This is a genomic window from Nocardioides sp. GY 10127, assembly GCF_004919085.1.
Lineage (GTDB): Bacteria > Actinomycetota > Actinomycetes > Propionibacteriales > Nocardioidaceae > Nocardioides.
Window position 1 is genome coordinate 434,788 of record NZ_STGL01000006.1, and the last position, 24,099, is coordinate 458,886.

Annotated in this window: 21 protein-coding genes; 10 read left to right on the forward strand and 11 right to left on the reverse strand. The window is 75.8% G+C overall.

What is annotated here, in order from left to right; all coding sequences use genetic code 11:
* Positions 1 to 4: 4 nt before the first annotated feature.
* Positions 5 to 793 (reverse strand): DUF3027 domain-containing protein, encoded by a 789-nt coding sequence (locus tag E8D37_RS12145; protein WP_136570013.1) that lies wholly within the window; start codon positions 791 to 793, stop codon positions 5 to 7.
* A gap of 108 nt (positions 794 to 901) precedes the next feature.
* On the opposite strand from E8D37_RS12145, the gene E8D37_RS12150 reads away from it, so the two are divergent.
* From E8D37_RS12150 to E8D37_RS12165, 4 genes are all read left to right on the forward strand, one after another.
* Positions 902 to 2,362 carry an MFS transporter gene (locus tag E8D37_RS12150; protein WP_240770370.1) on the forward strand — a complete coding sequence of 487 codons (1,461 nt, stop codon included), beginning with the start codon at positions 902 to 904 and terminating at the stop codon, positions 2,360 to 2,362.
* Positions 2,363 to 2,454: 92 nt separating this feature from the next.
* The gene (locus tag E8D37_RS12155) at positions 2,455 to 2,886 is read left to right on the forward strand and encodes an IS5 family transposase (RefSeq protein ID WP_136570015.1); all 432 of its coding nucleotides are present in this window, start codon (positions 2,455 to 2,457) and stop codon (positions 2,884 to 2,886) included.
* On the forward strand, positions 2,787 to 3,281 hold the full coding sequence (locus E8D37_RS12160; protein ID WP_346763589.1) for a hypothetical protein: 495 nt from the start codon (positions 2,787 to 2,789) through the stop codon (positions 3,279 to 3,281). Before E8D37_RS12155 ends, E8D37_RS12160 begins: the two co-directional genes overlap by 100 nt.
* Positions 3,282 to 3,423: 142 nt before the next feature.
* Positions 3,424 to 4,125 (forward strand): PIG-L deacetylase family protein, encoded by a 702-nt coding sequence (locus tag E8D37_RS12165; protein WP_206055714.1) that lies wholly within the window; start codon positions 3,424 to 3,426, stop codon positions 4,123 to 4,125.
* Positions 4,126 to 4,189: 64 nt separating this feature from the next.
* Here the strand turns inward: E8D37_RS12165 and E8D37_RS12170 are convergent, their stop codons facing one another.
* The 3 genes from E8D37_RS12170 to E8D37_RS12180 all read right to left on the reverse strand — a co-directional run bounded on the left by E8D37_RS12170 (position 4,190) and on the right by E8D37_RS12180 (position 6,925).
* The gene (locus E8D37_RS12170; protein WP_136570017.1) at positions 4,190 to 4,585 is read right to left on the reverse strand and encodes a cold-shock protein; all 396 of its coding nucleotides are present in this window, start codon (positions 4,583 to 4,585) and stop codon (positions 4,190 to 4,192) included.
* Between the two features lie 132 nt (positions 4,586 to 4,717).
* Positions 4,718 to 5,464 carry a M50 family metallopeptidase gene (locus E8D37_RS12175; RefSeq protein ID WP_240770371.1) on the reverse strand — a complete coding sequence of 249 codons (747 nt, stop codon included), beginning with the start codon at positions 5,462 to 5,464 and terminating at the stop codon, positions 4,718 to 4,720.
* A 3-nt stretch (positions 5,465 to 5,467) separates the two neighbouring features.
* Entirely contained in the window at positions 5,468 to 6,925 is a 1,458-nt protein-coding gene (locus E8D37_RS12180; RefSeq protein WP_240770372.1) for an HAD hydrolase-like protein, read from the reverse strand.
* Between the two features lie 191 nt (positions 6,926 to 7,116).
* On the opposite strand from E8D37_RS12180, the gene E8D37_RS12190 reads away from it, so the two are divergent.
* Positions 7,117 to 9,489 carry a S8 family serine peptidase gene (locus E8D37_RS12190; RefSeq protein WP_168929733.1) on the forward strand — a complete coding sequence of 791 codons (2,373 nt, stop codon included), beginning with the start codon at positions 7,117 to 7,119 and terminating at the stop codon, positions 9,487 to 9,489.
* A gap of 19 nt (positions 9,490 to 9,508) precedes the next feature.
* On the opposite strand, the gene E8D37_RS12195 is transcribed toward E8D37_RS12190, so the two are convergent.
* On the reverse strand, positions 9,509 to 10,351 hold the full coding sequence (locus E8D37_RS12195; RefSeq protein ID WP_136570018.1) for a protein phosphatase 2C domain-containing protein: 843 nt from the start codon (positions 10,349 to 10,351) through the stop codon (positions 9,509 to 9,511).
* A gap of 115 nt (positions 10,352 to 10,466) precedes the next feature.
* Between E8D37_RS12195 and E8D37_RS12200 the strand changes: the two genes are divergently transcribed.
* Positions 10,467 to 12,737 (forward strand): helicase C-terminal domain-containing protein, encoded by a 2,271-nt coding sequence (locus E8D37_RS12200; protein ID WP_136570019.1) that lies wholly within the window; start codon positions 10,467 to 10,469, stop codon positions 12,735 to 12,737.
* 455 nt (positions 12,738 to 13,192) lie between these two features.
* Here E8D37_RS12200 and E8D37_RS12205 read toward each other — a convergent pair whose 3' ends face one another.
* Entirely contained in the window at positions 13,193 to 14,476 is a 1,284-nt protein-coding gene (locus E8D37_RS12205) for an aromatic ring-hydroxylating dioxygenase subunit alpha (RefSeq protein WP_136570020.1), read from the reverse strand.
* Positions 14,477 to 14,490: 14 nt separating this feature from the next.
* Positions 14,491 to 15,672, reverse strand: coding sequence for an N-methyl-L-tryptophan oxidase (solA, locus tag E8D37_RS12210; RefSeq protein WP_136570021.1), 1,182 nt, complete (start codon positions 15,670 to 15,672; stop codon positions 14,491 to 14,493).
* Between the two features lie 380 nt (positions 15,673 to 16,052).
* Here solA and E8D37_RS12215 point away from each other — a divergent pair, with 380 nt between their 5' ends.
* Together E8D37_RS12215 and E8D37_RS12220 are read left to right on the forward strand one after the other, a co-directional pair.
* Positions 16,053 to 16,889: an IclR family transcriptional regulator gene (locus tag E8D37_RS12215; protein WP_136570022.1), complete on the forward strand. Its 837-nt coding sequence runs from the start codon at positions 16,053 to 16,055 to the stop codon at positions 16,887 to 16,889.
* A 1-nt stretch (position 16,890) separates the two neighbouring features.
* On the forward strand, positions 16,891 to 18,264 hold the full coding sequence (locus tag E8D37_RS12220) for an MmgE/PrpD family protein (protein ID WP_136570023.1): 1,374 nt from the start codon (positions 16,891 to 16,893) through the stop codon (positions 18,262 to 18,264).
* A 10-nt stretch (positions 18,265 to 18,274) separates the two neighbouring features.
* On the opposite strand, the gene E8D37_RS12225 is transcribed toward E8D37_RS12220, so the two are convergent.
* Positions 18,275 to 18,649 carry a hypothetical protein gene (locus tag E8D37_RS12225; protein ID WP_136570024.1) on the reverse strand — a complete coding sequence of 125 codons (375 nt, stop codon included), beginning with the start codon at positions 18,647 to 18,649 and terminating at the stop codon, positions 18,275 to 18,277.
* A gap of 138 nt (positions 18,650 to 18,787) precedes the next feature.
* Here E8D37_RS12225 and E8D37_RS12230 point away from each other — a divergent pair, with 138 nt between their 5' ends.
* Positions 18,788 to 20,452, forward strand: a complete 1,665-nt coding sequence (locus tag E8D37_RS12230) for a DNA repair helicase XPB (protein WP_136570025.1) — start codon at positions 18,788 to 18,790, stop codon at positions 20,450 to 20,452.
* Positions 20,453 to 20,758: 306 nt separating this feature from the next.
* Here the strand turns inward: E8D37_RS12230 and E8D37_RS19870 are convergent, their stop codons facing one another.
* A complete protein-coding gene (locus tag E8D37_RS19870) occupies positions 20,759 to 20,911 on the reverse strand; it encodes a DUF5999 family protein (RefSeq protein WP_168929734.1) in 153 nt (50 codons plus the stop codon).
* Positions 20,912 to 21,101: 190 nt separating this feature from the next.
* On the opposite strand from E8D37_RS19870, the gene E8D37_RS12235 reads away from it, so the two are divergent.
* Positions 21,102 to 22,412 carry an amidohydrolase family protein gene (locus E8D37_RS12235; protein WP_136570026.1) on the forward strand — a complete coding sequence of 437 codons (1,311 nt, stop codon included), beginning with the start codon at positions 21,102 to 21,104 and terminating at the stop codon, positions 22,410 to 22,412.
* Positions 22,413 to 22,439: 27 nt separating this feature from the next.
* On the opposite strand, the gene E8D37_RS12240 is transcribed toward E8D37_RS12235, so the two are convergent.
* Positions 22,440 to 23,198 (reverse strand): SDR family oxidoreductase, encoded by a 759-nt coding sequence (locus E8D37_RS12240; protein ID WP_136570027.1) that lies wholly within the window; start codon positions 23,196 to 23,198, stop codon positions 22,440 to 22,442.
* The gene (locus tag E8D37_RS12245) at positions 23,195 to 23,989 is read right to left on the reverse strand and encodes a creatininase family protein (RefSeq protein ID WP_136570028.1); all 795 of its coding nucleotides are present in this window, start codon (positions 23,987 to 23,989) and stop codon (positions 23,195 to 23,197) included. Before E8D37_RS12245 ends, E8D37_RS12240 begins: the two co-directional genes overlap by 4 nt.
* Between the last annotated feature and the right edge of the window lie 110 nt (positions 23,990 to 24,099).

A 24,099-nucleotide genomic window follows, 5' to 3' on the forward strand; every position in this document is an offset into this window, starting at 1 on the left:
AGCCTCAGAAGGACTCGACGTTGTCGGCGGCCAGGTCGTCGACGTACGGCTCCGGCATCGGCTGGGGCTCGTGCTTCTTGGCGAGCCGGACCTCGGAGTGGGCGCCGCAGCCGTGGCCCAGCGCGACCACGCGTCCGTCGTCGTTGGCGTCCCCGTTGGCGCACACGCCGAACGTCTCCGCCAGCGGCCCGTTGAGGCGGACGAGGAAGCCGCAGGTGTCGCAGGAGTCGGGCGCGGCCTGGGCCAGCGGGCTGCCGGGGCCGCCGTCGCCGTCCCACCAGCGCTGCGCGGCCTGCTCGCGGCCCTCCGGGCCGAGCGTGCGCGGACGGCCGAGGAACAGCTCGCGGGCCACGTCGCGGACCTGGGCCTTCTCGTCGGTGTCCAGCGGGTCGTCGCCGAAGGAGTAGGTGGGCACGAGCCGCGGGTCGTCGTCCTCGACCGGCAGGAGGTCGCCCGGAGAGAGGTCGCCCGGCCGGATGCGCTCGCGGTAGGGCACCCACGCCGGGGCGACGATCGCGTCGTCGCCGGGCAGCAGGACGACCTCGTCCACCGTGATCGTGCGCTGGCGCGACGCGCGGGTCAGCGTGACGGCCCAGCGCCACCCGACGTAGCCGGGTCGCGCGCAGGCGAAGTAGTGGGTGACGAGACGCTCGCCCTCGACCTCGTGACCGAGGTGCTCGCCGATGTCGGAGGCGTCGTCGACGTCACCGAGCAGGGCGGACCGCGCGGCCTCGACGGCACCGACGGTGACGGCGTCCGGCTTCTGACGGGCGGTGGTCCTCACGGGGGCCATGATGCCTGTCCTCGTGGCGCCCCGCCTCATCGGGGCCCCGGCGGGCGTGTCCGAGCAGACAGCGGGTGGCTCCCGGAGCCGCTGGGCCGCCCCGGCAGGATGGGGCGCGTGGGTGCGACCGACGAGAGCGGGACGGACCGGTCGACGTCGCAGCGACGGGGCCGGCCCAGAGTGGACGCCGCCGCCGTGGGGCGGGGCGCGGCCACCGGGGCGCGGGCCACGGCGCGGGCCACGGCGCGAGGGACGACCCGCGCCGCCCGCTACGTCGGCCGCCAGACCCGCCGTGCCGCCGGGGCGCAGGGCGCGGAGGCGTCCGGGCTGAACCGCCTCATCTACCTGCACGCCGCCAACGCGGCCGGGGACGCGGCGATCGCCATCGCGCTGGCCGGGACGCTGTTCTTCCAGGTGCCCTCCGCCGAGGCGAAGGGCCAGGTGACGCTGTTCCTCGCCGTCACGATGCTGCCGTTCGCGGTGGTGGCGCCGTTCATCGGCCCGACCCTGGACCGCTTCGGGCACGGACGCCGCTGGGCGATCGCGACCACGATGGCCGTGCGCGCCTTCCTGGCGTGGGTGCTGGCCGGCGCCGTGAGCGGGGGCGAGGCCGAGCTGTTCGGGGCGGCGCTCGGGGTGCTCGTGGCCAGCAAGGCCTACGGGGTCACCCGGGCCGCGGCCGTGCCGCGACTGCGCCCCAAGGGGATGAGCCTCGTGCGGGCCAACGGGCGCGTCTCGCTGGCGGGCATGGCGGGCACCGCGGTGTCGGCGCCGGTGGCGCTCCTGGCCTCGCTCGCCGGGTCGCAGTGGGCGCTGCGCTACGCCTTCGTCCTCTTCCTCGTCGCCGTGGTGTGCGCCGTGCGGCTGCCCGCACGGGTCGACTCCGCCGCCGGCGAGGAGCCGTTCGCCCTGCCGTCGCGGGAGGCGTCACCGGGCGCGGCGGCCGGCGACGGCGCGGGCCGGGACGGTGCGGGCGCCCGGCTTCTCACCGCCCTGCGCCGCGTGCTCGCCGTGCCGCCCAGCGTCCGGTTCGCCCTGCTGGCCAACCTCGGCCCACGGTTCGTCTCGGGCTTCCTGCTCATGTTCCTGGCGTTCCTGCTGCGGGAGAACCCGCCCGCGAGCGCCCTGTCCGGCGAGGTGCTGGTCGCCGTCGTGGTCGGCGCGGCCGCCGTGGGGAACGGCGCCGGCGTGGCCGCAGCCTCCCTGCTGCGCCGCCTCGACCCCCGCGTCACGGTGCTCGCCGCGCTCGTGGCGGACGCCGTCGCGCTCGCCCTCGCCCTGGCCGCCTACGGCGTCGTGCCGCTCGCCGTCCTGGGGCTCGTCGCCGGGCTCTCGCAGTCGCTGGCGAAGTTCTGCCTGGACTCCACGATCCAGGCGGACGTCGCGCCGACCGTGCAGGCCAGCACGTTCGCCCGCAGCGACACGACCCTCCAGGTGGCCTGGGTGGTCGGCGGGCTGACCGGCGTCGCGCTGCCGGTCGACCCGGCGCGCGTCGGCCTCGGGGTCGCCACTGCCGTCCTCGTGGCCTTCACCGCGCTGGTCGTCAGCCGGGCGCGCGGCGGCGCCGGCCGGGGCTGAGCCGGACGGCCCTCACCCGTCGGTTCGGGAGAGCGACCCTCACTGGGTGTGTCCCTATTGTCGTGGGAAGTCCGGTCGTCACCGTGCAGGGCATGGCGTACGCAAGTGACCTGACCGACGAGCAGTGGGACCTCCTGGAGCCGGTGTTCAACCAGCCGGGAAAGCGCGGCCGCAGGCACGCCGAGGACCTGCGCTCCGTGGTAGACGCGATGCTCTACATCGTGCAGACCGGGTGCCAATGGCGCTACCTGCCGGAGTCGTTCGGACCTTGGACCCGGGTTTGGTCGCAGTTCCGCCGCTGGTCCCGCAACGGCACTTGGGCACGAGCCCTCGCCGTGCTGCACGAGGCCGCGCGCGCGGTCGATGGCCGCGCAGAGGCGACGCCGTCGATGGTGGTCATCGACACGCACCTCGCTCGCGGGGCATCCAACGGCGGCCGCACCTTTCACGAGCGCGGCGGCCCTACGGACGCACCAAGGGCGCCAAGCGCATTGTGGCGGTCGACGTCACCGGACTCCCGATAGGTGCGCTGGTCGTGCCGGCCTCCACCCACGAGAACCGCGCCAGTGAGCTCATGTTGGAGCACCTCACTGGCCAAGGCGCCACCGGGCGGCTCGAGCTGGTCCTCGTAGACCGTGGGGTCACCGCGGCCGCTGCCCGCACGCTCGGTGGCCTCTACGACGTCGAGGTGCGCCGGGTCGGGTGGGACGACAAGCAACCGGTGTTCCGCCCCATCCAGCACGTTTGGCGGGTCGAGGTCGCCCATGGCCGACTCGGACGCTCCCGCCGTCTTGCGAAGTCGTTCGAGAACACGACCGCCTCAGCGACCGGCCGACTCCAGGTCGCCTGCATCGCGACCATGCTCCGCCACATCTCACGGACGCGACGCGGCCGACCGATGCTCGCCAACGCCGCGTGAGCGGCGTCGGTTCGGTCACCTCGCGCAATGCGGCACGTGAGTGCGTTTCGTCGCGGGTGCGACCGTACGAGACGCCCATACTGGGCCGATCTGGGGTCCCGTCAGGAAGGTCGTCGTCTTGAGGTTTTCGAGCCTGCTTGCGGTGTTCGGACACCCCGATGACGAGTCACTGGCCGCGGGCGGCATCCTCGCTCAACATGCCGCAGCAGGCGCGCGGACTGCCGTCGTCACCGCCACGTGGGCTCCGGACACGCAACGAGTAGCCGAGCTGACTGATGCGCTGAGGATCCTTGGTGCGGGTGAGCCGAGGATGCTCGGATACGCCGACGCGAAGGTCCCGGAGTCTGCTCCGGGCCGTCCCCGCTGGTGCGATGCGCCGCTTGACGAAGCCGTACACCGGCTCGTGATGCAGATCCGCGAGTTCCGTCCGGAAGCCCTGGTGACCTTCGACGCCTATGGCGGTCTGACCGGCCACCCCGATCATGTGCACACCCATCGCGTGACCATGCTGGCCGCCGAGGCAGCCGGTATGGACGTGTATCCCGATGCGGGCCATCCTTGGGCGCCGAGCGCCGTCTACTTGGCGACCCACCCGTGTTCGTCGGTAGAGCGGATCGAGGAGATCATCGGCGCTCGAAGAGCCGTGTACGCCGCTCCGGACGAACAGGTCACAGACCGAGTGGACGTTTCGCCCTGGCTGGAACAGAAGGTGGCCGCAATCCTCGCCCACCGCTCGGAAGTTGACCGAGGCGCTCTTCCTGGGCTCATCGCCCGTCTGTCACCGATGGACCGCGAGGAACTTCTCTCGACTGAGTGGTTCATCCGTCGCCCCCTGGCCTGCTGAACCAGATGTAGCTAGTTCATCGCCAGAGCCAGGGCTCGGAGCCGACCAATAGGGACACACCCAGTCAGAGCTCCAGCTCGTCGGCGAGGGCGCGCAGCACCTTGGCGGTCTGCCGCGCGGCCTGGCGCTCGGGGTGCCGTCCGTGACGGTAGGCCTCGCCCATCGCGTCGAGGAGCCGGATGGCGTCCTCGGTGATGGTGGCCAGCTGGTCCGGCTTCTTGCGGCGGGCGGCGGCCTGGTTGCGGGAGACCGAGGCGGGCGCGTCGAGCACGGTGACGGCGAGCGCCTGCTCACCGCGGCGGCCCTGGGCCACGCCGAACTCCACGCGGGTGCCGGCCTTGAGGGGGCCGGTGCCCGCGGGCAGCGCGTCGGCGCGCACGTACACGTCCGGCCCGTCCTCGCGGGAGAGGAAGCCGAAGCCCTTCTCGGCGTCGTACCACTTCACCTTGCCAGTCGGCACAGCTGCTCTCCCCCTAGGTCGCTGCTCGGTTCCTCGCGGGCGGCTCGGGCCGCTCCCGCGTGCGGGCGCGCAGGCGCGACCCGACGGCAAAGAATAGGTCCGACCGGGCGCCGACCCCACTTCGGCGCGGGCTCAGCGCTCGAGCAGCTGGGGCAGGAGCGTGAGGACGCCGACGACCAGCCCGGCCAGGTTGGCCAGCAGCATGAACCAGACCCACACGAGCACGGGCACGCCGCTCACGCGGGCGAGCTGCTCGGGGTCGGAGCCGCGGCGGCCGGCCGGGCCGCGGCCCAGGAGCTCCAGGAGGGGTCGCGGCGCGGAGAGCAGCAGCAGCCAGGTGACGAGGTAGGCGGCCACGCTGGGCCACGGCTCGGCACCCCACCAGCCCAGGGCCGCGACGAGCCCGCCGAGCAGCACGAGGACGAGCGCGCCGTAGGCGTTGCGCACCCACACGAGCAGCAGCAGGGCCATGACGACGAGCAGCCACAGCAGCGCCAGGGGCCGTCCCGCGGCCAGCAGCAGGGCCGCCACCACGCCGAGGGCGGCCGGGGCCAGGTAGCCGGCGGCCAGCATCGCGACCATGCCGGGGCCGGTCGGTCGCCCGCGCGAGAGCGTCACGCCGGAGGTGTCGGAGTGCAGCCGGATGCCGGCGAGCCGACGACCCACGAGCACCGCGACCAGCGCGTGCCCCGCCTCGTGCACCACGGTCACGCCGGTGCGCACCGTGTGCCAGGTCAGCGAGGAGACCACCAGGACGGCGGCGACCACGCCGGTCACGACCACCACCCACACCGCCGGCAGCGGCTGCCGGGAGGTGGCGTCCGCCCACACCCGGGCCAGGACGAGGCCGGCTCCGGCCAGGAGCCCGTCGGCGCTCACGTCCTACCTCCAGCGCTCGGGGTCGGGGAGCAGCTCGTTCATCGACCCGGACCGGAAGCCGCGCGGGTCGACCTCCGCGGTCGCGAAGCCGGCGGCCACGACCGCCTCGACCACGGCGGCGGCCAGCCCGGGGTCGTGCGCCAGGGGTCCGGTCGCCAGGTCGGCGTCCACCTCGACGCGGGCGCCGCGCTCGCCGAGGTCGCGCACCCGCAGGTCGCGGGCGGGCAGGCCGTGCTCGGCGAGCACCTCCCGGACGTCGGTCTCGGCGCGCTCGACGCGGGCGAGGCGCTCGGGGCTGACCTCGACGCCGTAGGCGATCCGCGAGGAGAGGCAGGCGGCGGCGGGCTTGTCCCAGGTCGGCAGCGACCACGCGCGCGACGCGGCGCGGACCTGCGCCTTGGTGAGCCCCGCGTCGGCCAGCGGCGTGACGGCGCCGGCCTCGGCGGCGGCCCGGATGCCGGGCCGGAAGCCCGCGGCCACGTCGTCGGCGTTGGTGCCGGTGGCCACGGCCGCGAGGCCGTGCTCGACCGCCAGCACGGAGAGGACGTCGAGCAGCTCGGCCTTGCAGAAGAAGCAGCGGTCGCCCGCGTTGGCGCGGTAGCCCTCGCGCTCCATCTCGTGGGTGTCGGGGGTGAGCACCCGGACCCCGAGGCTCTCCGCGAACGCCCGGGCCGGGTCCCGCTCGGCCTGGGGCAGGGAGTGGGAGTAGCCGGTCGCGGCCACGACGTTGCCCGCGCCGAGCGCACGCACGGCGGCGGCGAGGAGGAAGGCGCTGTCCGCGCCGCCGGAGTAGGCCACCAGCACCGAGCCCAGGCCCCGCAGGCGCTGCTCGAGGTCGGCCAGCCGCCCGTTCAGCACGTGCCCGGCCAGCCAGGCGGGCAGGGCGTCCAGGGACTCGAGGACGACGTCCGTCCCGGCCGCCGTCAGCTCCTCCGCGGAGCAGGGTCCGGTGAGCACGCTGACGGAGACCGCACCGGCCGCCCGCGCGCCCTCGACGTCGTGCACGTGGTCGCCGACGTAGACCTGCGCGCCCTCGCGGGCCAGGACGTCGCCCTTGCCGTGGCCCCAGACGTTGCCGGTGACTGCGTCGACGGCGAGGCCGAGGTGGTCGACGTGCAGCTTGGCGTTGGCCTCGTGCTTGCCGGTGACCACCACGACGCGTCCGCCCAGCCCGCGCACGGCCTCGACGGCCTCGACGGCGCCGGGCAGGAGCGGGGTCGCGGCGACCGCGAGGTCGGGGTAGAGCGCGCGGAAGCGGTCGACGGCCGGGCCCACACGGTCGGCGGGCAGGTGCGGGGCGAGCATCTGGTCCAGCGGCGGCCCGAGCTGCGCGGTGAGCTGCTCCACCGGGAGCTCGAGGCCCAGCTCGGAGCCGAGCTCGCGCAGGACGGCGCCGATCCCGGGGCGGGAGTCGACCAGGGTCATGTCGAGGTCGAAGCCGACGACGAGGGGAGGCACCACGCGGCCAGGGTAGGAGGCGGCACCGACGCACGCGCCCCCGGCACCTCAGCCCGCGGGCCCGGCGTGCCGATCCTCACCACGGACGGCGGAAGGGCCGGACTGACGTCTCCCCCGCGACGGGGCTGCGGCCGGACGCCACTTCCGTCACACTGTGCACTTCGCCAGCACGAGAACGGTTCGGAGGTGAGGACGTGCGACGTGTCGCGCTCCTGCGCCCCGTCCTGGCCGCCGTGCCCGCCCTCGCCGGCCTGGCCGTGCTCGCCGTGGGCCAGCCCGCGGCCGGGCTCACCGCCCCCGCCCGCCCGGTCGACACGTGGCTGGCCGGCGCGTCGGCCTCCTCGTCGTCCGCCTCGGCGTCCGGCGCCTCCTCCTCACCCGCAGCCGGCTCCACCCCGGCCGGCTCCACCACGAGCGCGTCCGCCGCCACCACGTCGGCCGGCGCGGAGACCTCCAGCGCCGCCGGTGGCTCGGCGGCGGCCTCGGGGGCCTCGGCGGCCTCGGCGACGGACGGGTCCGGCCGCGCCCTGTACCTCGTCACGCTCGCCGGCGCCGGCACGGCCGGCAGCACCGGCGGCGGCCTCACCGCCGTGCGCATGCTCACCGAGCAGGACCACGTCCTCGCCGCCGTGGGCTCCCCCGAGCCCGTCTACCGGTGGACCACGGCCCTCAACGGGGTCGCCGTGCGGCTGACCTCGGCCGAGGCCACCACCCTCGCCACCCGCGACGACGTGAGCATGGTCGAGCGCAGCTCCCTGCGCCGGCCCGCCTCGGTCGGACGCCGTGCGGCGACGGCGTCCCTCGCGTCGGCGGCGGCCACGGTCACCGGCGCCGACAGCCCCGGCTCGGGCTCGGCGGGCGGCGCGGGCACGGTCGTCGGGGTGGTCGACACCGGCCTCGACGCCGACAGCGCGGTCTTCGCCGACGTCCCGGCCCTGGGCGCCGCCCCCACCGGCTTCTCCGGCACCTGCGAGGGCGAGGACGCGTGGCCGGCCGCGTCCTGCGCGGGCAAGGTCGTCACCGGCCGCTGGTTCGTGGCGGGCTTCGGGGAGCACCGGCTCAGCTCCGGCGCCAGCCTCTCCCCGCTCGACACCGACGGCCACGGCACCCTCGTCTCCTCCATCGCCGCGGGCAACGCGGGGGTGACGGTCCGGGTCGGCGAGGAGTCCCTGGGCTCCTGGTCCGGCGTCGCCCCGCAGGCCCGCGTCGCCGTCTACAAGGCGTGCTGGACCGCCCCGGACCCCGACGACGACGGCTGCTCCACCGCCGACCTCGTGACCGCGATCGACGCCGCCGCCACCGACGGCGTGGACGTGCTCGAGCTGGCGGTCGGCGGCCCCTCGCGCCTCGACACGGTCGAGACGGCGCTGCTCGGCGCCCGCGAGGCCGGTGCCGTCGTGGTGGCCGCCGCCGGCAACGGCGGCGCGCGGGCCACGGCCGCGCACCCCTCCCCCTGGGTCGTCACGGTCGGTGCGGTGCGGGCCGCCCAGCGCCGCGGCGAGGTCGTCGCCACCACGGCCGGCGGCGCCGCGGGACCCGTCCTGGACGGCGCCATGGCCGCGAGCGAGGGCGTGACGGGCCGCCTGGTCCGGGGCGCCGACGTGGCCGCGCCCGGCGCGAGCACCGCGGCCGCCCGCCTCTGCGAGCCCGGCTCGCTGGACGCAGGTCGCGTCCGCGGCCGGGTCGTCCTCTGCCTGCGCGGCGGGGTGGGGCGCGTCGACAAGTCCGCCGCCGTCGCCGCCGCCGACGGGGTCGGGATGGTGCTGGTCAACACCGGCCACGAGGGCGTGGACGCCGACCTGCACACCGTGCCCACCGTCCACCTGGCCGCGGCCGACGGGCGGCGGCTCACCCGGTGGCTCGCCACCCACCCGGCCGCCGACGTCCGGCTCCGGCCGGAGGGGCTGCGCCGGGCCCGCGCCCGGGTGGCCGGCTTCTCCGCGAGCGGCTCGGCGACCTCCACCGTCCTCAAGCCCGACGTGGTCGCCGACGGCACCGACGTCCTCGGCGTCGTGCCCGCGGGCGTCTCCGCCGACCGGTGGAGCGTCCTGAGCGGCACCTCCGCCGCCAGCGCGGTGGTGGCCGGGGCCGCGGCCCGGCTCGCCGCGTCCACCGGTCTCGAGGCCGGCGGCGTGGCCTCGCTCCTCGTCGCCCGGGCCGAGCACCTGCCCGGCGTCCCCGTGCTGCGGCAGGGCTCCGGGCGCGTGCTCCCCGAGGCCGACGGCACCGCGGTCGGCCTCGTGGTCCCGCGGGACGCCGCGCTCGACCGCGCCTGGCTCGCCGGCACCGCCGGTCTCCAGACCGACGGGATCGTCGTCCGCGCCGGCGGCTCCGCGGCCACCCGGACCCTGGTCAACGCGGGCCGGGCCACGCGCACGTGGCGGGTCACGGTCCGCGGAGCCGAGGGCGTCACCGCCCGCCCCGCGACCGTCCGGGTGGCGCCCGGGCGTCGCGCGAGCATCCGCGTCCGGTCGGTCGGCGGGACCGCCGGCCAGGGCGCGGTGGTGCTCACCGCCACCGACGGCTCGGGCCTGGTGACCCGGCTGCCCCTGCTCGTCCGGCGCTGACCGGGACACGCGGCGCCGCCTAGGAGGGCTGCTCCTCCAGCGGGAGCGTGAGCGTGTCGCCGGCCGACGCCTCGACCTGCTCGGCGACGTCGACCACGACGGCGGTGGCGTTGTCGCGCCCGCCGGCGGCCACGGCGGCGTCCACGAGGGCCTGGGCCGCCAGGGTGGCGGACGCGCTGCGCGCCAGGATCGTGGCGATCTCCTCGACCGGCAGCATGCCGGTGACCCCGTCGCTGCACAGCAGCAGCCGCTCGCCGGCGCGCAGGGGCAGGTGCAGCAGGTCGGGCTGCGGGGTGCCGCGGCCGTCGAGGGCCCGGGTGATGACGTGGCGCTCGGGGTGCACCGCCGCCTCCTCGGGCGTGATCATCCCGGCGTCGAGGTAGTCCTGGACCAGCGAGTGGTCCCGGGTGACCTGCTCGAGCCGGCCGTCGGCGAAGCGGTAGATGCGGGAGTCGCCCAGGTGGCACAGGACCCAGCCGGGACGCTCGGCGTCGGCGGGTCGGTCGTCGGTCTCCTCCGGGCGGCCCTCCTGCACCAGGACGGCGGCCACGACCGTCGTCCCCGCGTGGAAGCGCTCGGCGCCGGCGGCCACCTGCCGCTGGGCGTACTCGGCGATGCGTCGCTGCCCGGCGGCCAGCGCCCGCTCGAGCGCCGCCGCGGCCTCGGGCGCCGACCAGGCGGTGCCGCCGAGCCGACCGAGCTCCTCGACCGCGATCGCGCTCGCGACGTCCCCGCCGTCGTGCCCGCCCATGCCGTCGGCGACGACGAAGACGGGCGGCTGGGCGAGGAAGGAGTCCTCGTTGACGCGGCGCACCCGGCCCACGTCGGTGGCGCCGCCGTGCCGGACCAGCACCTGCTTCATCGGACTCGTCCTCTCCTCGCCGCCGGGGCCGGAACCACCGGTTCCGGGCCCCACCCTCTCCTACCGCACCCGCCGGGCGTGGGCACGTCCCGCCCGTGTCGCTAGCGTGGGTCCGATGTCCTCCGGATACCGGTCCCTCGCGGACCAGCTGCGCGCCTGGCCCGACGAGCGTCTGGCCACCCTCCTCGCGCGCCGCGGGGACCTCGTCTCCCCCGCGCCGCAGGACTCGGGCCAGCTCGCCTCGCGCGCCGCGACCAGGTCGTCGCTGTCGCGCGCGCTCGACCAGCTGGACCGCCTCGCGCTCACCGTCCTCGATGCCCTCGTGGTGGCCGGTCACACCACCCCGGAGGAGGTCGTCGGCCTCGTGCGGGCGGAGCCGGCGGCGACCCGGGCCGCCCTCGACGTCCTGCTGGACCTCGCGCTGGCCTGGGAGAGCCCCGCCGGGCTGCGGGCCCTGACCGGGGTGCCGGAGGCCCTCGTGGGTGGGCCGGAGGCCGGGGTGAGCGGGCTGCGGCCGCGCTCGCCGGAGCCCCTGTCGGCCGCCGAGGTCACCGAGCGGCTGGGCGAGCTGTCGGAGCGGGCCTCGACGCTGCTGCGCGCCGTGCTGGACGCGGGCGGGGAGGCCACCACGGGCGAGGCCAGGCACACCGTGAGCCCCGCCCAGGCGCGGACGCCGGCCGAGGAGCTGCTCTCGCGTCGGCTGCTCGTGAGGCGACCGGACGGCGTGGTCGTGCTGCCGGGCGAGGTCGGGCTCGTGCTGCGCGGCGGCCGGACCACCCTCGAGCCCGCCGACGCCGTGCCGGAGGTGCCGACCTCCTCGCGGGGTGCCGACCTCGTGGCCCGGGCGGCCGCCGGCGCCGCCTTCGAGGCGGTCCGCCGGGTCGAGCTGCTGCTGGAGACCTGGGGCACCCACCCGCCGTCCGCCCTGCGCAGCGGCGGGCTCGGCGTGCGCGACCTCAAGGCGGCCGCCGTGCTGCTGGGCGTCGACGAGCCGGGGGCCGCGCTGCTGGTGGAGACCGCCGCCGGCGCCGGGCTCCTGGACGCCGGCCTCGGCCGCGAGTCCGAGCCGGCCTGGGTCCCCACCGACGCCTACGACCGCTGGGTCGGGCTCACGTTCGCGGAGCGCTGGCGGGTGCTGGCCCGCGCGTGGCTCGACTCCCCCCGCCTGCCCTCGCTCGTGGGCCGACGCGACCCCGCGGGCAAGGCGTGGAACGCGCTGGTGCCCGAGCTGGTCGGTGCCCACCAGGTCGAGACCCGGCGGCTCACGCTGGAGGCGCTGGCCGAGCTCGACCCCGACCTCGTGCCGGCCGCCGGCACCGGCCTGCCCGCGATCGTCGCCCGCGTCTCCTGGCGCCGGCCGCGCCGCCCGCGCAACCGGGCCGAGCAGGTCGCCTGGGCGGCCGAGGAGTCCGCGGCCCTCGGCGTGACCGGCCTCGGAGGGCTCTCCCCGCACGGCCGCGCCCTGCTGGCCGGCGAGGAGGAGCAGGCGGTCGCCGCCCTGGACGCGCTCCTGCCGGACCCGGTGGAGCAGGTGCTCCTCCAGGCCGACCTCACCGCGGTGGCGCCCGGCCCGCTGGCCTCGCCGCTGGCCCGCCGGCTGGCCGCGATCGCCGACGTGGAGTCGCGCGGCGGCGCGACCGTCTACCGGTTCACCCCGCCCTCGGTCCGCCGCGCGCTCGACCTGGGCTGGAGCGCCGCCGAGCTGCACGAGTTCCTCGACGAGGTCTCCGCGACCCCGGTGCCGCAGCCGCTCAGCTACCTCGTCGACGACACCGCCCGGACGTTCGGCTCGGTGCGCGTGGGCCACGCCGAGGCGTTCCTGCGCAGCGACGACGAGACCGCGCTGGCCGAGCTGCTGCACCACCCGCGCTCGCAGTCGCTCGGGCTGCGCCGGATCGCGCCGACCGTGCTGGTGACGAGCACCCCGATCGACGTCCTGCTCCCCCGGCTGCGGGAGCTCGGCGCCGCGCCCGTGGTCGAGGGCCCGGACGGCGAGGTGCGCGTCGCGGCGCCCGAGCAGCTGCGCACCCGGGGGCCGCGTGGCTCGCGGGCCGGCCGCTCCGCCGGGGCCGTGGCCGCCCGCGGTGAGGCCTCGGTGGCGCACGTGCTGAGCGCCGTCCGCGCCGGTGACCGGGCGGCCGCCGCCCGACCGCCCGCGGCGACCACCAGCCCCGCCGACGCGCTCACGCTGCTGCGCGAGGCCATCGAGACCCGCACGACCGTCGTCATCGGCTACGTCGACCAGCAGGGACGTCGCGGCGACCGGGTCGTCGACCCGCTGCGGCTCGACGGCGGCGTCCTGCTCGGCTACGACCACCGCGCCGACGACGAGCTGCGGTTCGCCGTGCACCGCGTGCACTCCGTCCGGGAGGCCGGGTCGGTCTGAGGGGTCGGCCTCCGCGGCCTGTGGACGTCATCCATCTGGGTGCGTCTTACGGCCGGTTCGTATGACATCCCGGGGCGCGGGCGGCCGGCCGGCGGGGACGTCATCCATCCGGGTGCGATCCACGGCCGGTTCGTATGACGTCCCGGGGCGCGGGCGGCGGGGCACTGGCGGTGGCAGAGCAACCCACCGAGGCCCTGAACCGGTTGCTGCCACACCACCCACCCAGCTGCCGGGCACCGGCGGTGCCGGAGCAACCGGCCGGGACGCTGGACCGGTTGCTGCCACACCGCCACTCGCGCAGCGGGGCACCGGCGGTGCCGGAGCAACCCCCCGAGACCCTGAACAGGTTGCTGACACACCGCCCACCCAGCCGCAGCGCACCGGCGGTGCCGGAGCAACCCGCCAAGACCTCAGACACGTTGCTCACACACCGCCCACCAGCAGCCGGGGGGCGATCAGGCCGGCCGCGCCGCCTCGGAGGCGTCGGCGAGGTCCGGCAGCCCGATCGCCCGCAGCCACCACTCGTGGAAGGCCGCCACCGAGTTCTCGATCACCGGGGAGAGCGGGCCGGGACGGTAGCCGCGGTCGGCGATCCCGCGGGCGTTGCGCTCGCACAGCGCCCAGTCCTGCTCGGACGTCGCGACCCAGACCCGGGTCAGCCCCTCGACGTCCACCTCCCCGCCCGGGCGGGCGCAGAAGACGACCTCGATGTCGGTGGTCCCGGGGTCGACGGGCGTGAGCCGGGTGGTCATCACGTAGTCGGCGTTCACGTGGCACCACGAGTTGGGCAGCGTGACGATCCGGATCGAGCCCACGTGGGCGTCGGTGAGGTCGCCCAGCAGCGGACCGGCCGGCTGGCCGGAGAGCGTCTCGGTCACGAACCCCTCGCGCAGCGGCAGGCGCGCGACCCGGAAGAACTCCCCGTCCGGGAAGCTGACGTCGCCCACCGGCAGCCCGCGCTCGGCCCACAGGGCCTCCTGCCGGGCGACGGTCTCGACGTACTCGGCGGAGGTCCGGGTGTCCCCGGACATGCCGAGGTCGAAGTTCGAGAGGCAGAACTCCTCGTGGTTGGCGGCGCAGTGGTAGCACTCCCGGTTGTTCTCCACGAGGAGCTTCCAGTTCGCCGCCACCCGGTAGGTGTGCCGGGCGACCACCTCGGTCTCCTCCACCCGGTAGCGCCCGACGTGGGCGGTGAGGGCGTCGGCGAACGCCTGCGGGAAGGACGCCTCGGCGTCGCTGTTGACGTAGACCAGGCCCGCCACCTCGGCCACCGCCACCGGCAGCAGCCCGAGGGAGTCGCGGGCGTGCCGGACCTCCGTGCCCATGTGCGGGGTGCCGCGCAGCGAGCCGTCCAGGGCGTAGACCCACTCGTGGTACGGGCAGGTGATCCCACGGCCCTCCCCGCGACCGTCGTCGGCGATCCGGCAGCCGCGGTGGCGGCAGACGTTGACGAACCCGCGCAGCGACCCGTCGCGCTGACGCACGACGAGCACCGAGTCGCCCTCGATCGTCCAGGCGACCCGGTCGCCGGGCTCCGCGAGGTCGGCGGACGGGCAGCAGAACAGCCAGGTGCCCGACCAGATGGTGTCCAGCTCGCGGGCGTGCAGCCGCGGGTCGGAGAAGGCGTGGGACGGGAGCGCCCAGCCGGGGCGGTAGTCGGCCGCCATCGGAGCCAGGGCGGGCGTGGTCCCGGCCGTGGTCTCGGTCAGGGGCTCGGGCAGTGCGTCGAGGGTGGACATGGTTCCTCCGGACGTCAGCGGTGGTAGTGCGCGGCGAAGGCGGGGTCGCGCAGGGCGGGTCGGTCGAGGGCGAAGGCATCGACCGGCATGGGCGTGCGGCCGTCGAGGGCGAGCTCGACGAGGGTCCGGCCGAGCAGGCTGGCGAACTTGTACGCGTGCCCGGCCCCGACGAAGACGACGACGCGGGGGTCCTCGGGGAGCGGGGAGACGACGAAGTTCTGGTCCGGCGGGATCGTGTAGAGGCAGGTCTTGGTGTAGAGCTCCGGCCCGAGGAACCGCGGCAGGTGCCGGGCGAGGAACGCGCGCTGCCGCTCGCGGCGCACCGGGTCGGGCTCGAAGGTGCGGGTGTCGCCGGTGACGTCGTGCCCGCCCAGGTGCTCGCCCAGCTTGGTGGCGACCTCGCCGTAGACCGGGAAGCCGTAGAAGTTGTGGTCGCCGTGCCACATGAACACCGGGAACTGCTCGGGGGCGAACTCCCGCAGGTGCGGCGTGGAGTAGTAGGTCACCTGCTCCTGGGTCACGCGCAGCGGGAGCGCGGGCGAGCCCTCGGGCAGCACCTCGTTGGTCCACGCGTCGGCCGCGAGCACTACCCGGTCGGCCAGGATCGTCTCGTCGTCGAGGACGACCTCCACGCCGCGCGGCGTGGGTCGGACGGCGCGCACCGGGCTCTGGTCGCGCACCTCCGCGCCCCGCGCGCGGGCGAGCGCCACGTGCGTGGCGTTGGCGCGGCCGGCGTCCACGAGACCGCTGGACTCCTGCCAGATCGCCACCTCGCTGCCGCCCGGCACGAACTGGGGCCAGCGCGCGGCGAGCTGCTCGGCGTCCAGGACCTCGAAGGGGACGCCGTGGGCGCGGAAGGCGGCGGTGTAGCCCTCGATGTTGCGCGAGCCGGTGTCGAGGCCGCGGCGGGCCTCGACGTCCTCGATGACGAGCCCGCCGGTGACCTGGACGAGGCTCATCCCGGCCTCGGCCTCCACCTCGGCCCACGTGGTGTAGGCGTGCGGGGCCAGGGACGCGTAGGGCTCCTCGTGCTGGGCCAGGCGGATGATCCGCGAGTGGTCCTGCGAGGCGCCACGGGAGTGGCCGAGCTCGAACTTCTCCAGCCCGAGGACGCCTCCCCCGGCGCGGGCGCCCCAGTAGCAGGCGGCGCTGCCGACGCCGCCGACGCCGACGACGACCAGGCGGTAGCGGTCCATGCCGGCCCCCCCCTCAGGCCCGGCCCGCGACGAGGGTGGCCGCCGCGGCCTGGCAGAGGGGGGCGGACGTCGGGCGGGGAAGCGTGTTCACGGGTGTCCTCCGGTGACGGGGCCGGGGTGGAGGCAGCTCCGAACGAGTTGCTCATGTGCCAACTCCGGTTGGCATGGGAGCAAACCAAGGGCGGTGGTGGCTCGCCAAGGGGATGGGCGCGAGGAAATCCAAAAGCAACACCGAGGACGCTCCAGTCACCTGCGTGCAACCTCTGGCCTGGCCTTTTCACAGGAAGTGACAGGGGCGACCGAGCGCCCTTGCCAGGAGCCGTGCCCGCCTGTTTCATGGGCACCGCCAGTTGGCAGGACGACAACGAAGGTTGGTACCAGTGGCTCCCTCCCCCGCTCCCGACGGCGCCCGGCGCGAGCGCCCCGACCGCGAGACCGGCATGCGCCGCGGGCTCGACGTGCTGCTCGCCCTCGGCCTCCCCGAGGCGGTCGAGCGCGGCGGGCTGGGCGTGATGGCGATCTGCGAGATCACCGGGCGGGAGAAGAGCCAGGTCTCGCGCAGCCTCGCCACGCTCGCCGAGTACGGGATGGTCGACCGGGACCCGGGCACCCTGGCCTACCGCCTCGGCTGGCGGTTCTTCGCGATGGCGCAGCTGGCCGGCGACCGGCGCCTCCTGGACGACGCGCCGGCCGTGCTCGACACGCTGGTGGCCGACCTCGGCGAGTCCGCGTTCCTCTCGGTCCGCCAGGGCGACCACGCCGTCACCCTCGTGGCCCGCCGCCCGGGGACGGGCCTCCAGGCCTCGGCCTGGGTCGGCCAGACCTTCCCGCTGCCGCACTCCTCGGTGGGCCGCGTGCTCCTCGCCGACGCCGACGAGGACGAGGTGCGCGCGATGTTCACGCAGGCCGACCTCGCCGGCGGCCGCGGTCCGCACGCCGTCCGCGGCCCCGACGACCTGGCCGCCCGGGTCCTGGCCGCCCGCCGCGAGGGCTCGTGCACGGTCGACGGGGAGTTCGAGGAGGGCCTGCTCTCCATCGCCGCCCCCGTGCGCGACACCGCCGGGCGCACGGTCGCCGCCGTCAACGTCTCCGGCCCCCGCTTCCGGATGGTCGAGCGCCTGGACGAGGTGGTGGACCGCGTCCGCGCCGCCGGCCGAGCCCTCAGCAGCTGGGCCCCCGAGCACGCCGACGGGCTCGCGTCCACCGCGGGGGCCTGAGGTGACCGCCGCCCCCGGGCTCACGACCGGCCTCAGCACGAAGGAGGCCACGGCCGCCGGGCCCGCGACCGGCCCGGCGGGGGCCCTCCTCGACCTCGTCACCGACCTGCGCTGGGCGGACGTGCCCGCCCACGTACGCCGGCACGTCGACACCCTCACCACCGACCTCGCCGCGGTCTGCCGGGCCGGCGTCGACGCGCCCGCCACCGCCATCGCGGCGCGGGTCGCCCGCGCGACGATGCCCGGGGAGGACGCCGTCCTGCTCGGCACGGGCGAGCGGTGCTCGGTGCTGGGCGCCGCCTTCGCCAACGCGGTCCTCGCCAACGTCCTCGACCAGGACGACGGGCACCCCCTGGTCAAGGGTCACCCGGGCGCCGTCGTCGTCCCGGCCGCCCTGGCCGTCGGCCAGCTCGTCGACGCCACGCCCGACCGACTGGCCGCGGCGATCCTGGTCGGGTACGAGGTCGGCATCGCGGCCGCGGTGCGCCAGCACGAGCGCTGGCCGCTCTACCACGGCAGCGGGTCGTGGGGCGCGGTCGCCGCCGCGAGCGCCGCCGCCAGCCTCCTGGGGCTTGACCGGCGCACCGTCTCCCACGCCTGGGGCCTGGCCGAGTACCACGGGCCCGTGGCCCTGGTGATGCGCTCGGTCGCCCAGCCCGCCATGACCAAGGACGGCATCGGCTGGGGCGCGCACGCCGGTGTGGCCGCGGCCCTGCTGGCCGCCGAGGGCTTCACCGCCACGCCGAGCCAGCTCGAGCAGGACCCGGTGCCCGCCTCCGCCCGCACCGAGCCCTGGCAGGTGCTGCGCACCTACCTCAAGCCCTGGCCGTGCTGCCGCTGGGCGCAGCCCGGGATCGCGGCCGCCCTCGAGGTCGCCACCCAGGCCGGCCCGCTGCGCGCCGACGACGTGGAGAGCCTGGAGATCACCACCTTCGCCGCCGCCGCCGAGCTCCAGGCGACGCCGCCGGCGGACACCGAGCAGGCCCAGTACAACGTCGTGTGGCCCGTGCTGTGGGCCCTGCTCACCGGCGACTACCCCGTCGCCGCGGCCCTCGGCGGGTTCGACGACCCGGCTCTGCGGTCCCTGGCGGGCAGGACGACGGTGCGCACGGACGAGGTGCTCACCGCCCAGTTCCCGGCCCGCCGCCGCACCCGCGTGGAGGTCCGCCTGCGCGACGGTCGGACGCTGGCCGCCGGCCCCGTCACCTCGCCCGGTGACCCGGGCGACCCCGGGTGGGCCGGCGTCGCCCAGCGCAAGGCCGCCGCGGCCTGGGGCGACGCGCCGCCGCCCCGGCCGGTCGCCGGGGCCGGGCTGGCCGCCCTCGACGCGGACGCGCTGCTCGGCGTCCTGCACCACCCGGTGGCGCCGGCCTGAGGCGCGGCGCTCAGGACCGGGCAGGCTCCGGGCTCGGGCGCACCGGGGTCGCCCCGCGCAGACGGGCGCGCAGCGAGACCGCCCAGCGGAGCAGCCCGACCAGGAGCGCCAGCCCGACCAGGGGCCAGAGCAGTCGCAGGAGCGAGGAACCGAAGGTCCCGGCCGAGACGACGAGGTCGCCCAGGGTGGCGAGGAGCAGCAGGGCGTCGACGCCGGCCAGGACCACGACGGCGGCCAGCACCACCCGGGTGACGGTCCTGTCGTGCGGGGCGAGGCGTGCCGCGGCGTCCTCGGGGAGCCCCGCCAGCACCAGCCGCCACACGCCGTGGGCCACACCCAGGGCAGCGGCGAGGCCGATCAGGGCCAGGACCACGAACATCGACACGGGCTCTCCTCACGACGGACGTCGGCCGCACGCTAGCCCGTCGGTCCCCCGCCCGTACCGACATCGACGACACCGCGGCCGTGGCCGCCGCCCTGGTCTCGACCGCCACGGTGTGGACGGCCTCCGTAGGGTGGACCGGTGAACGACGGCCCCCTCATCGTCCAGTCGGACAAGACCCTCCTGCTCGAGATCGACCACGAGCGCGCCGCCGACTGCCGCAAGGCGATCGCCCCCTTCGCCGAGCTCGAGCGCAGCCCCGAGCACGTCCACACCTACCGGCTGACCCCGCTCGGGCTCTGGAACGCGCGCGCCGCGGGCCACGACGCCGAGCAGGTCGTCGACACCCTGCTGGCCTACAGCCGCTACCCCGTGCCGCACTCCCTGCTCGTGGACGTCGCGGAGACCATGGCCCGCTACGGCCGGCTGCGGCTGGAGAAGCACCCCGTGCACGGGCTGGTCCTGGTGAGCACCGACCGGCCGGTCCTGGAGGAGGTCCTGCGCGCCAAGAAGGTGGCCGGGATGCTCGGCTCGCGGATCGACCCCGACACCGTCGCCGTGCACCCCTCCGAGCGCGGCAACCTCAAGCAGGCGCTGCTCAAGCTCGGCTGGCCGGCGGAGGACTACGCGGGCTACGTCGACGGCGAGGCCCACGCCATCGACCTCCTCGAGGACGGCTGGGAGCTGCGCTCCTACCAGCGCGAGGCGGCCGAGTCCTTCTGGCACGGCGGGTCGGGCGTCGTCGTCCTGCCGTGCGGCGCGGGGAAGACGCTGGTCGGCGCCGCGTCCATGGCCCACGCGAAGACCACCACGCTCATCCTCGTCACCAACACGGTCAGCGCGCGCCAGTGGAAGGACGAGCTGGTGAGGCGGACCTCGCTGACCGCCGACGAGATCGGCGAGTACTCGGGGGCGACCAAGGAGATCCGTCCGGTCACCATCGCGACGTACCAGGTGCTCACGATGAGGCGGAAGGGCGTCTACCCGCACCTGGAGCTGCTCGACGCGCGCGACTGGGGCCTCATCGTCTACGACGAGGTGCACCTGCTGCCCGCCCCGATCTTCCGGATGACCGCCGACCTCCAGGCCCGCCGCCGCATCGGCCTCACCGCCACCCTCGTGCGCGAGGACGGCCGCGAGGGCGACGTCTTCTCCCTCATCGGCCCCAAGCGCTACGACGCGCCGTGGAAGGACATCGAGGCGCAGGGGTGGATCGCCCCGGCCGACTGCACCGAGGTGCGGGTGACGCTGCCCGAGGACGAGCGGCTCGTCTACGCCACCTCCGAGCCCGAGGAGCGGTACCGCCTCGCGTCCTGCACGCACCGCAAGGTGGACGTCGTGCGCGACCTGGTACGCCGGTTCGCCGGCCGCCCGCTGCTGGTGATCGGGCAGTACATCGAGCAGCTCGACGAGCTCGCCGCGGCCCTCGACGCCCCCGTGATCAAGGGCGAGACGACCGTGAAGGAGCGGCAGCGGCTGTTCGACGCGTTCCGCTCCGGCGAGATCGACCGGCTCGTGGTCTCCAAGGTCGCCAACTTCTCCATCGACCTGCCCTCGGCCGAGGTGGCGATCCAGGTCTCGGGCTCGTTCGGCTCGCGCCAGGAGGAGGCCCAGCGCCTCGGCCGGCTGCTGCGCCCCGGCGAGCCCGGCCCCGACGGCGAGCGCAAGGTCGCCAAGTTCTTCACCGTCGTCTCGCGCGACACCGTGGACGCCGACTTCGCCCAGAACCGGCAGCGGTTCCTGGCCGAGCAGGGCTACGCCTACCGGATCGTCGACGCCGAGGACATCGGGGACCTCACGGTCTGACCGCACCCGCAGCCGCACCCGCACCCGCGCACGCGTGGAAATGCACGACAGGCGCACCCCCTCGGGAAGGGTGCGCCTGTCGCAGGGAGGTGCCGGGAGGCGTCGTGCGTGGGCAAGGGACAGCCCGGTCGACGAGGCCCCACGGCGTCGGGCCCGACCCTCCTCGTTCAGGGGTGGTCGGAGTGCCGAGCCCTGGTTCGGAGGCGCCGTCGTGCGCGGAGCTGAGCTCACGCGAGGCACGACGACGCCTCCGAGGGTGGACCCGCCCGCCGCCAGTCCCGGGCGGGCCCACCGTGCAGCTGCTGGTCAGGACGGGACCAGGCAACCGCCGTCGTGGAAGCGGATGACGCCGTTGCAGAGGAGGACCCAGCCCTGGTCCACGTCGTGGTCGGCAACGAGGGTGGCCTCGTTGAAGTGCGGGTCGTGCGCGTCGGGGCACGCCGGTACGTGGTGGCACATGGGGTCTTCGTCCTCTCCGGGCGACATCGCTGGTGGATGGTGATGCCAGACACATCGGCGCCGCGGGAAAAAGGTTGAGAGAAAACGATTGCAAAGATATGGACAAGGACGCTTCGGACCGCTGCCCACCCCGCGTGACCTGCCCCGCAACCACGAGCGGACCGCCCCCGGCGCCCACTAACCTGCGCAGGTGAGCCTCGTCGTCCGCCAGCCCGTCGCCGTCCTCCGCTCGCCCAGCCTCGACCCGGACGCCGCCCCGGGCACCGGCGTCGACCTCTCCGGCGCCGACGTCGTCCTCGACGACGGGTCGGCGGAGGTCACCGAGGTCGACGCCCGCGGCTGCGTGGTGACGCCCGGCCTCGTCAACGCCCACCACCACCTGCTGCAGAGCGGCTTCCGGACGCTGCCGGGCACCCGCGGCGTCCCCATGGCGGCGTGGCTCCCGGCGATGGCCGCGGCCTACGGGGAGGCCGTCATCGACCCCTCCCTCGTGGCCGCCACCGCGGCCGTCGGCGTCGCGGAGGGCCTGCTCTGCGGCGTCACCACCGTGGCCGACCACCATCTCAACTGGCCGCTCGGCACCCCGGTCGAGCACACCGTGGAGATCGCGGCGGCGATCGCCGGCGCCGCGCTCGACCTGGGCGGGCGGCTCGTCTACGTGCGCGGCTCCGCCCGCGACGACGCCGCCTGGGCCGGCGCCAGCGCCGACGCCATCGCGCGCGCCCTCGTGCCGCACGGCGGCGTGACCCCGGACGGGATGCTCCAGGTCGCGGTCGGCCCCGCGGGGGCGCACTCCGACGGCCGTGAGACCTTCGAGGCCCTCGGCGCGGTGGCTGCCGAGCACGGCCTGCGCCGACGCACCCAGGCCAACGAGCAGGTCGACGTCGACGTCGCGATGGCGAAGTACGGGCGGCGCCCGCTGGACCTGCTGGACGAGTGGGGCTGGCTCGGCCCGGACGTCACGCTCGCCCACCTCGTCGACGTCACCGACGAGGAGGTCGCCCGCCTGGCCGAGGCGGGCGTGACCGCCACCCACGCGCCGGGCTGCGACGTCCCCATGGGCTGGGGCGTGGCCCGGGTGGACCTGCTGCTGCGCGCCGGGCTGCCCGTGGGCCTCGGCACCAGCGGCGGCGGCTCCAACGACGCCGGCCACCTGCTCGCCGACGCGCGCCTCGGGATGCAGGTCTCCGGGCTCGTCGGCGCGCCCCTCCAGGCCGCGACCGTGCTCGCGCAGGCCACGCTCGGCTCCGCGCTCGGCCTCGGGCGGCCCGAGCTGGGTCACCTGGACGCCGGCACCGCCGGCGACCTCTGCGTCTGGGACGTCTCGGGCGTGGCGGACGCCGGTGTCGCCGACCCGGTCGCCGGCCTGCTGTGGGCCAACCCCGGCCGGCGTCCTCGCGACGTCGTGGTGGGCGGCCGCGTGGTCGTCCGCGACGGCGTGCTCCTCACCGCCGACGAGTCCGAGCTGGTCGCCCGGCTCCGGGAGCGCGTCGGCCGCTGAGGCGCGCCGCCGCGACGCGCGGCGGCCTCAGTGCATGGCCATCCCACCGGTGACGTTGAACGCCTGACCGGTGAAGTAGCTCCCCTCCTCGGAGGCGAGGAAGACCAGGAGGCCGGCGACGTCGTCGGGCGTGCCGAGGCGGCCGAGCGGCGAGAGCGCCGACCAGCGGGCCACGTCCTCCTCGGTGCGGGTGTCGGCGCCCATCTCGGTCGGCACGTAGCCGGGGCAGATGGCGTTGACGGTGACGCCGTGGCAGCCCCACTCGAGCGCGGCGACCCGACTGACGGCGACGACGGCCGCCTTGGAGGCCGCGTAGGCGACCTCGTTCGCCCCGCCCTGCTTGGCGGCCATGGAGGCGATGTTGAGGACGCGTCCCCCGCCGCCGACGGCCGCCAGGTGGCGACCGGCCTCCCGCGTGAGCAGGAAGGTGCCGGTCGCGTTGACGTCCTGGATGCGGCGCCACGTGGCCAGGTCGGTGTCGACCACGGGGGCCAGGTGGTGGATGCCGGCGGAGTTGATCGTGACCCGCACGGTGCCGAGCACGGCGGCTGCCTCCGCGAAGGCCGCGGCCACGGACCCCTCGTCGGAGACGTCGGTGCGCACGAACCCCGCGACGGGCAGCCCGACGGGCTCGTTGACGTCGAGGACGACGACCCGCGCGCCCTCCGCGGCGAAGCGGCGGACGACGCCCGCCCCGATGCCGCGGGAGCCGCCGGCCACCACGACCCCGACACCGGCCAGGCGGCCGGCAGCCGGCGCGGACGGGGTGCCCGCCTCGGCCGTCATCCCAGGACCGGCCGGGCGGGCATGGTGAAGGTGTCGATCTCCTTCAGCGCCACCAGGCCCTGCTCGAGGCTGTGCTCGAAGATCTCCTTGCCGGCCTCGGCGGTGGCGCCGGTGGGGTCGCCGACGATGCCGGAGGGGCCGAAGTCGTCGGAGAGCCAGCCGAACGAGACCGGCATCGAGTTGAACCCGATCTGGGTGAGGCCGGCGAACTGCTCGGGGACGTTGGGGGCGAAGAGGCTCTCGTCGACCAGGTCGGGGCGCAGGTGCATGATCATGGACGTCTCGAACCAGCCGCCGTGGATGCCCAGGCCCTGCTCGTCGGGCTCGCCGTCGCGGCCGGTGCCGGCCCGGCCACGGCCCGCCGGCATCGAGAAGGTGGTGAGGCCGAAGCGGCGGCGCAGCTCGCGGTTGGTCACGCCGAGCAGCGCCGTGTTGCCGCCGTGGCCGTTGACGAAGACGATCTTGCGCGCCGGGGTGGTGGCCACCGAGCGGCCCAGGTCGACGAGGGTGTCGAACAGGGTCTTGGCGTCGAGCCACAGGGTGCCGGACGCCCAGTGGTGCTCGTCGGACTTGCCGATCGTGAGGGTGGGCATCTGCCAGGCGTCGATGCCGGCCTCGACCGCCATCGGCACCAGGCTGCTCACGACCGACTCCGCGACCAGCGCGTCGGTGATCAGCGGCAGGTGCGGGCCGTGGTGCTCGACGGCGCCGATCGGCACCACGAGGACGGAGTCGGCGGTGAGCCGCTCCAGCGTCTGGGGGCCGCTGAGCTCGGCGAACTTCCTGGTCACGTGCGTCTCTCCTCGTGGGTCTGGGTCCGGCGTCGGGCGCCGGACGTGACGCCGCCCCGACCGGCAGGGCCGGCCGGGGCGGCGGGGTGGTGCTGGTGCTGGGTGGTGCA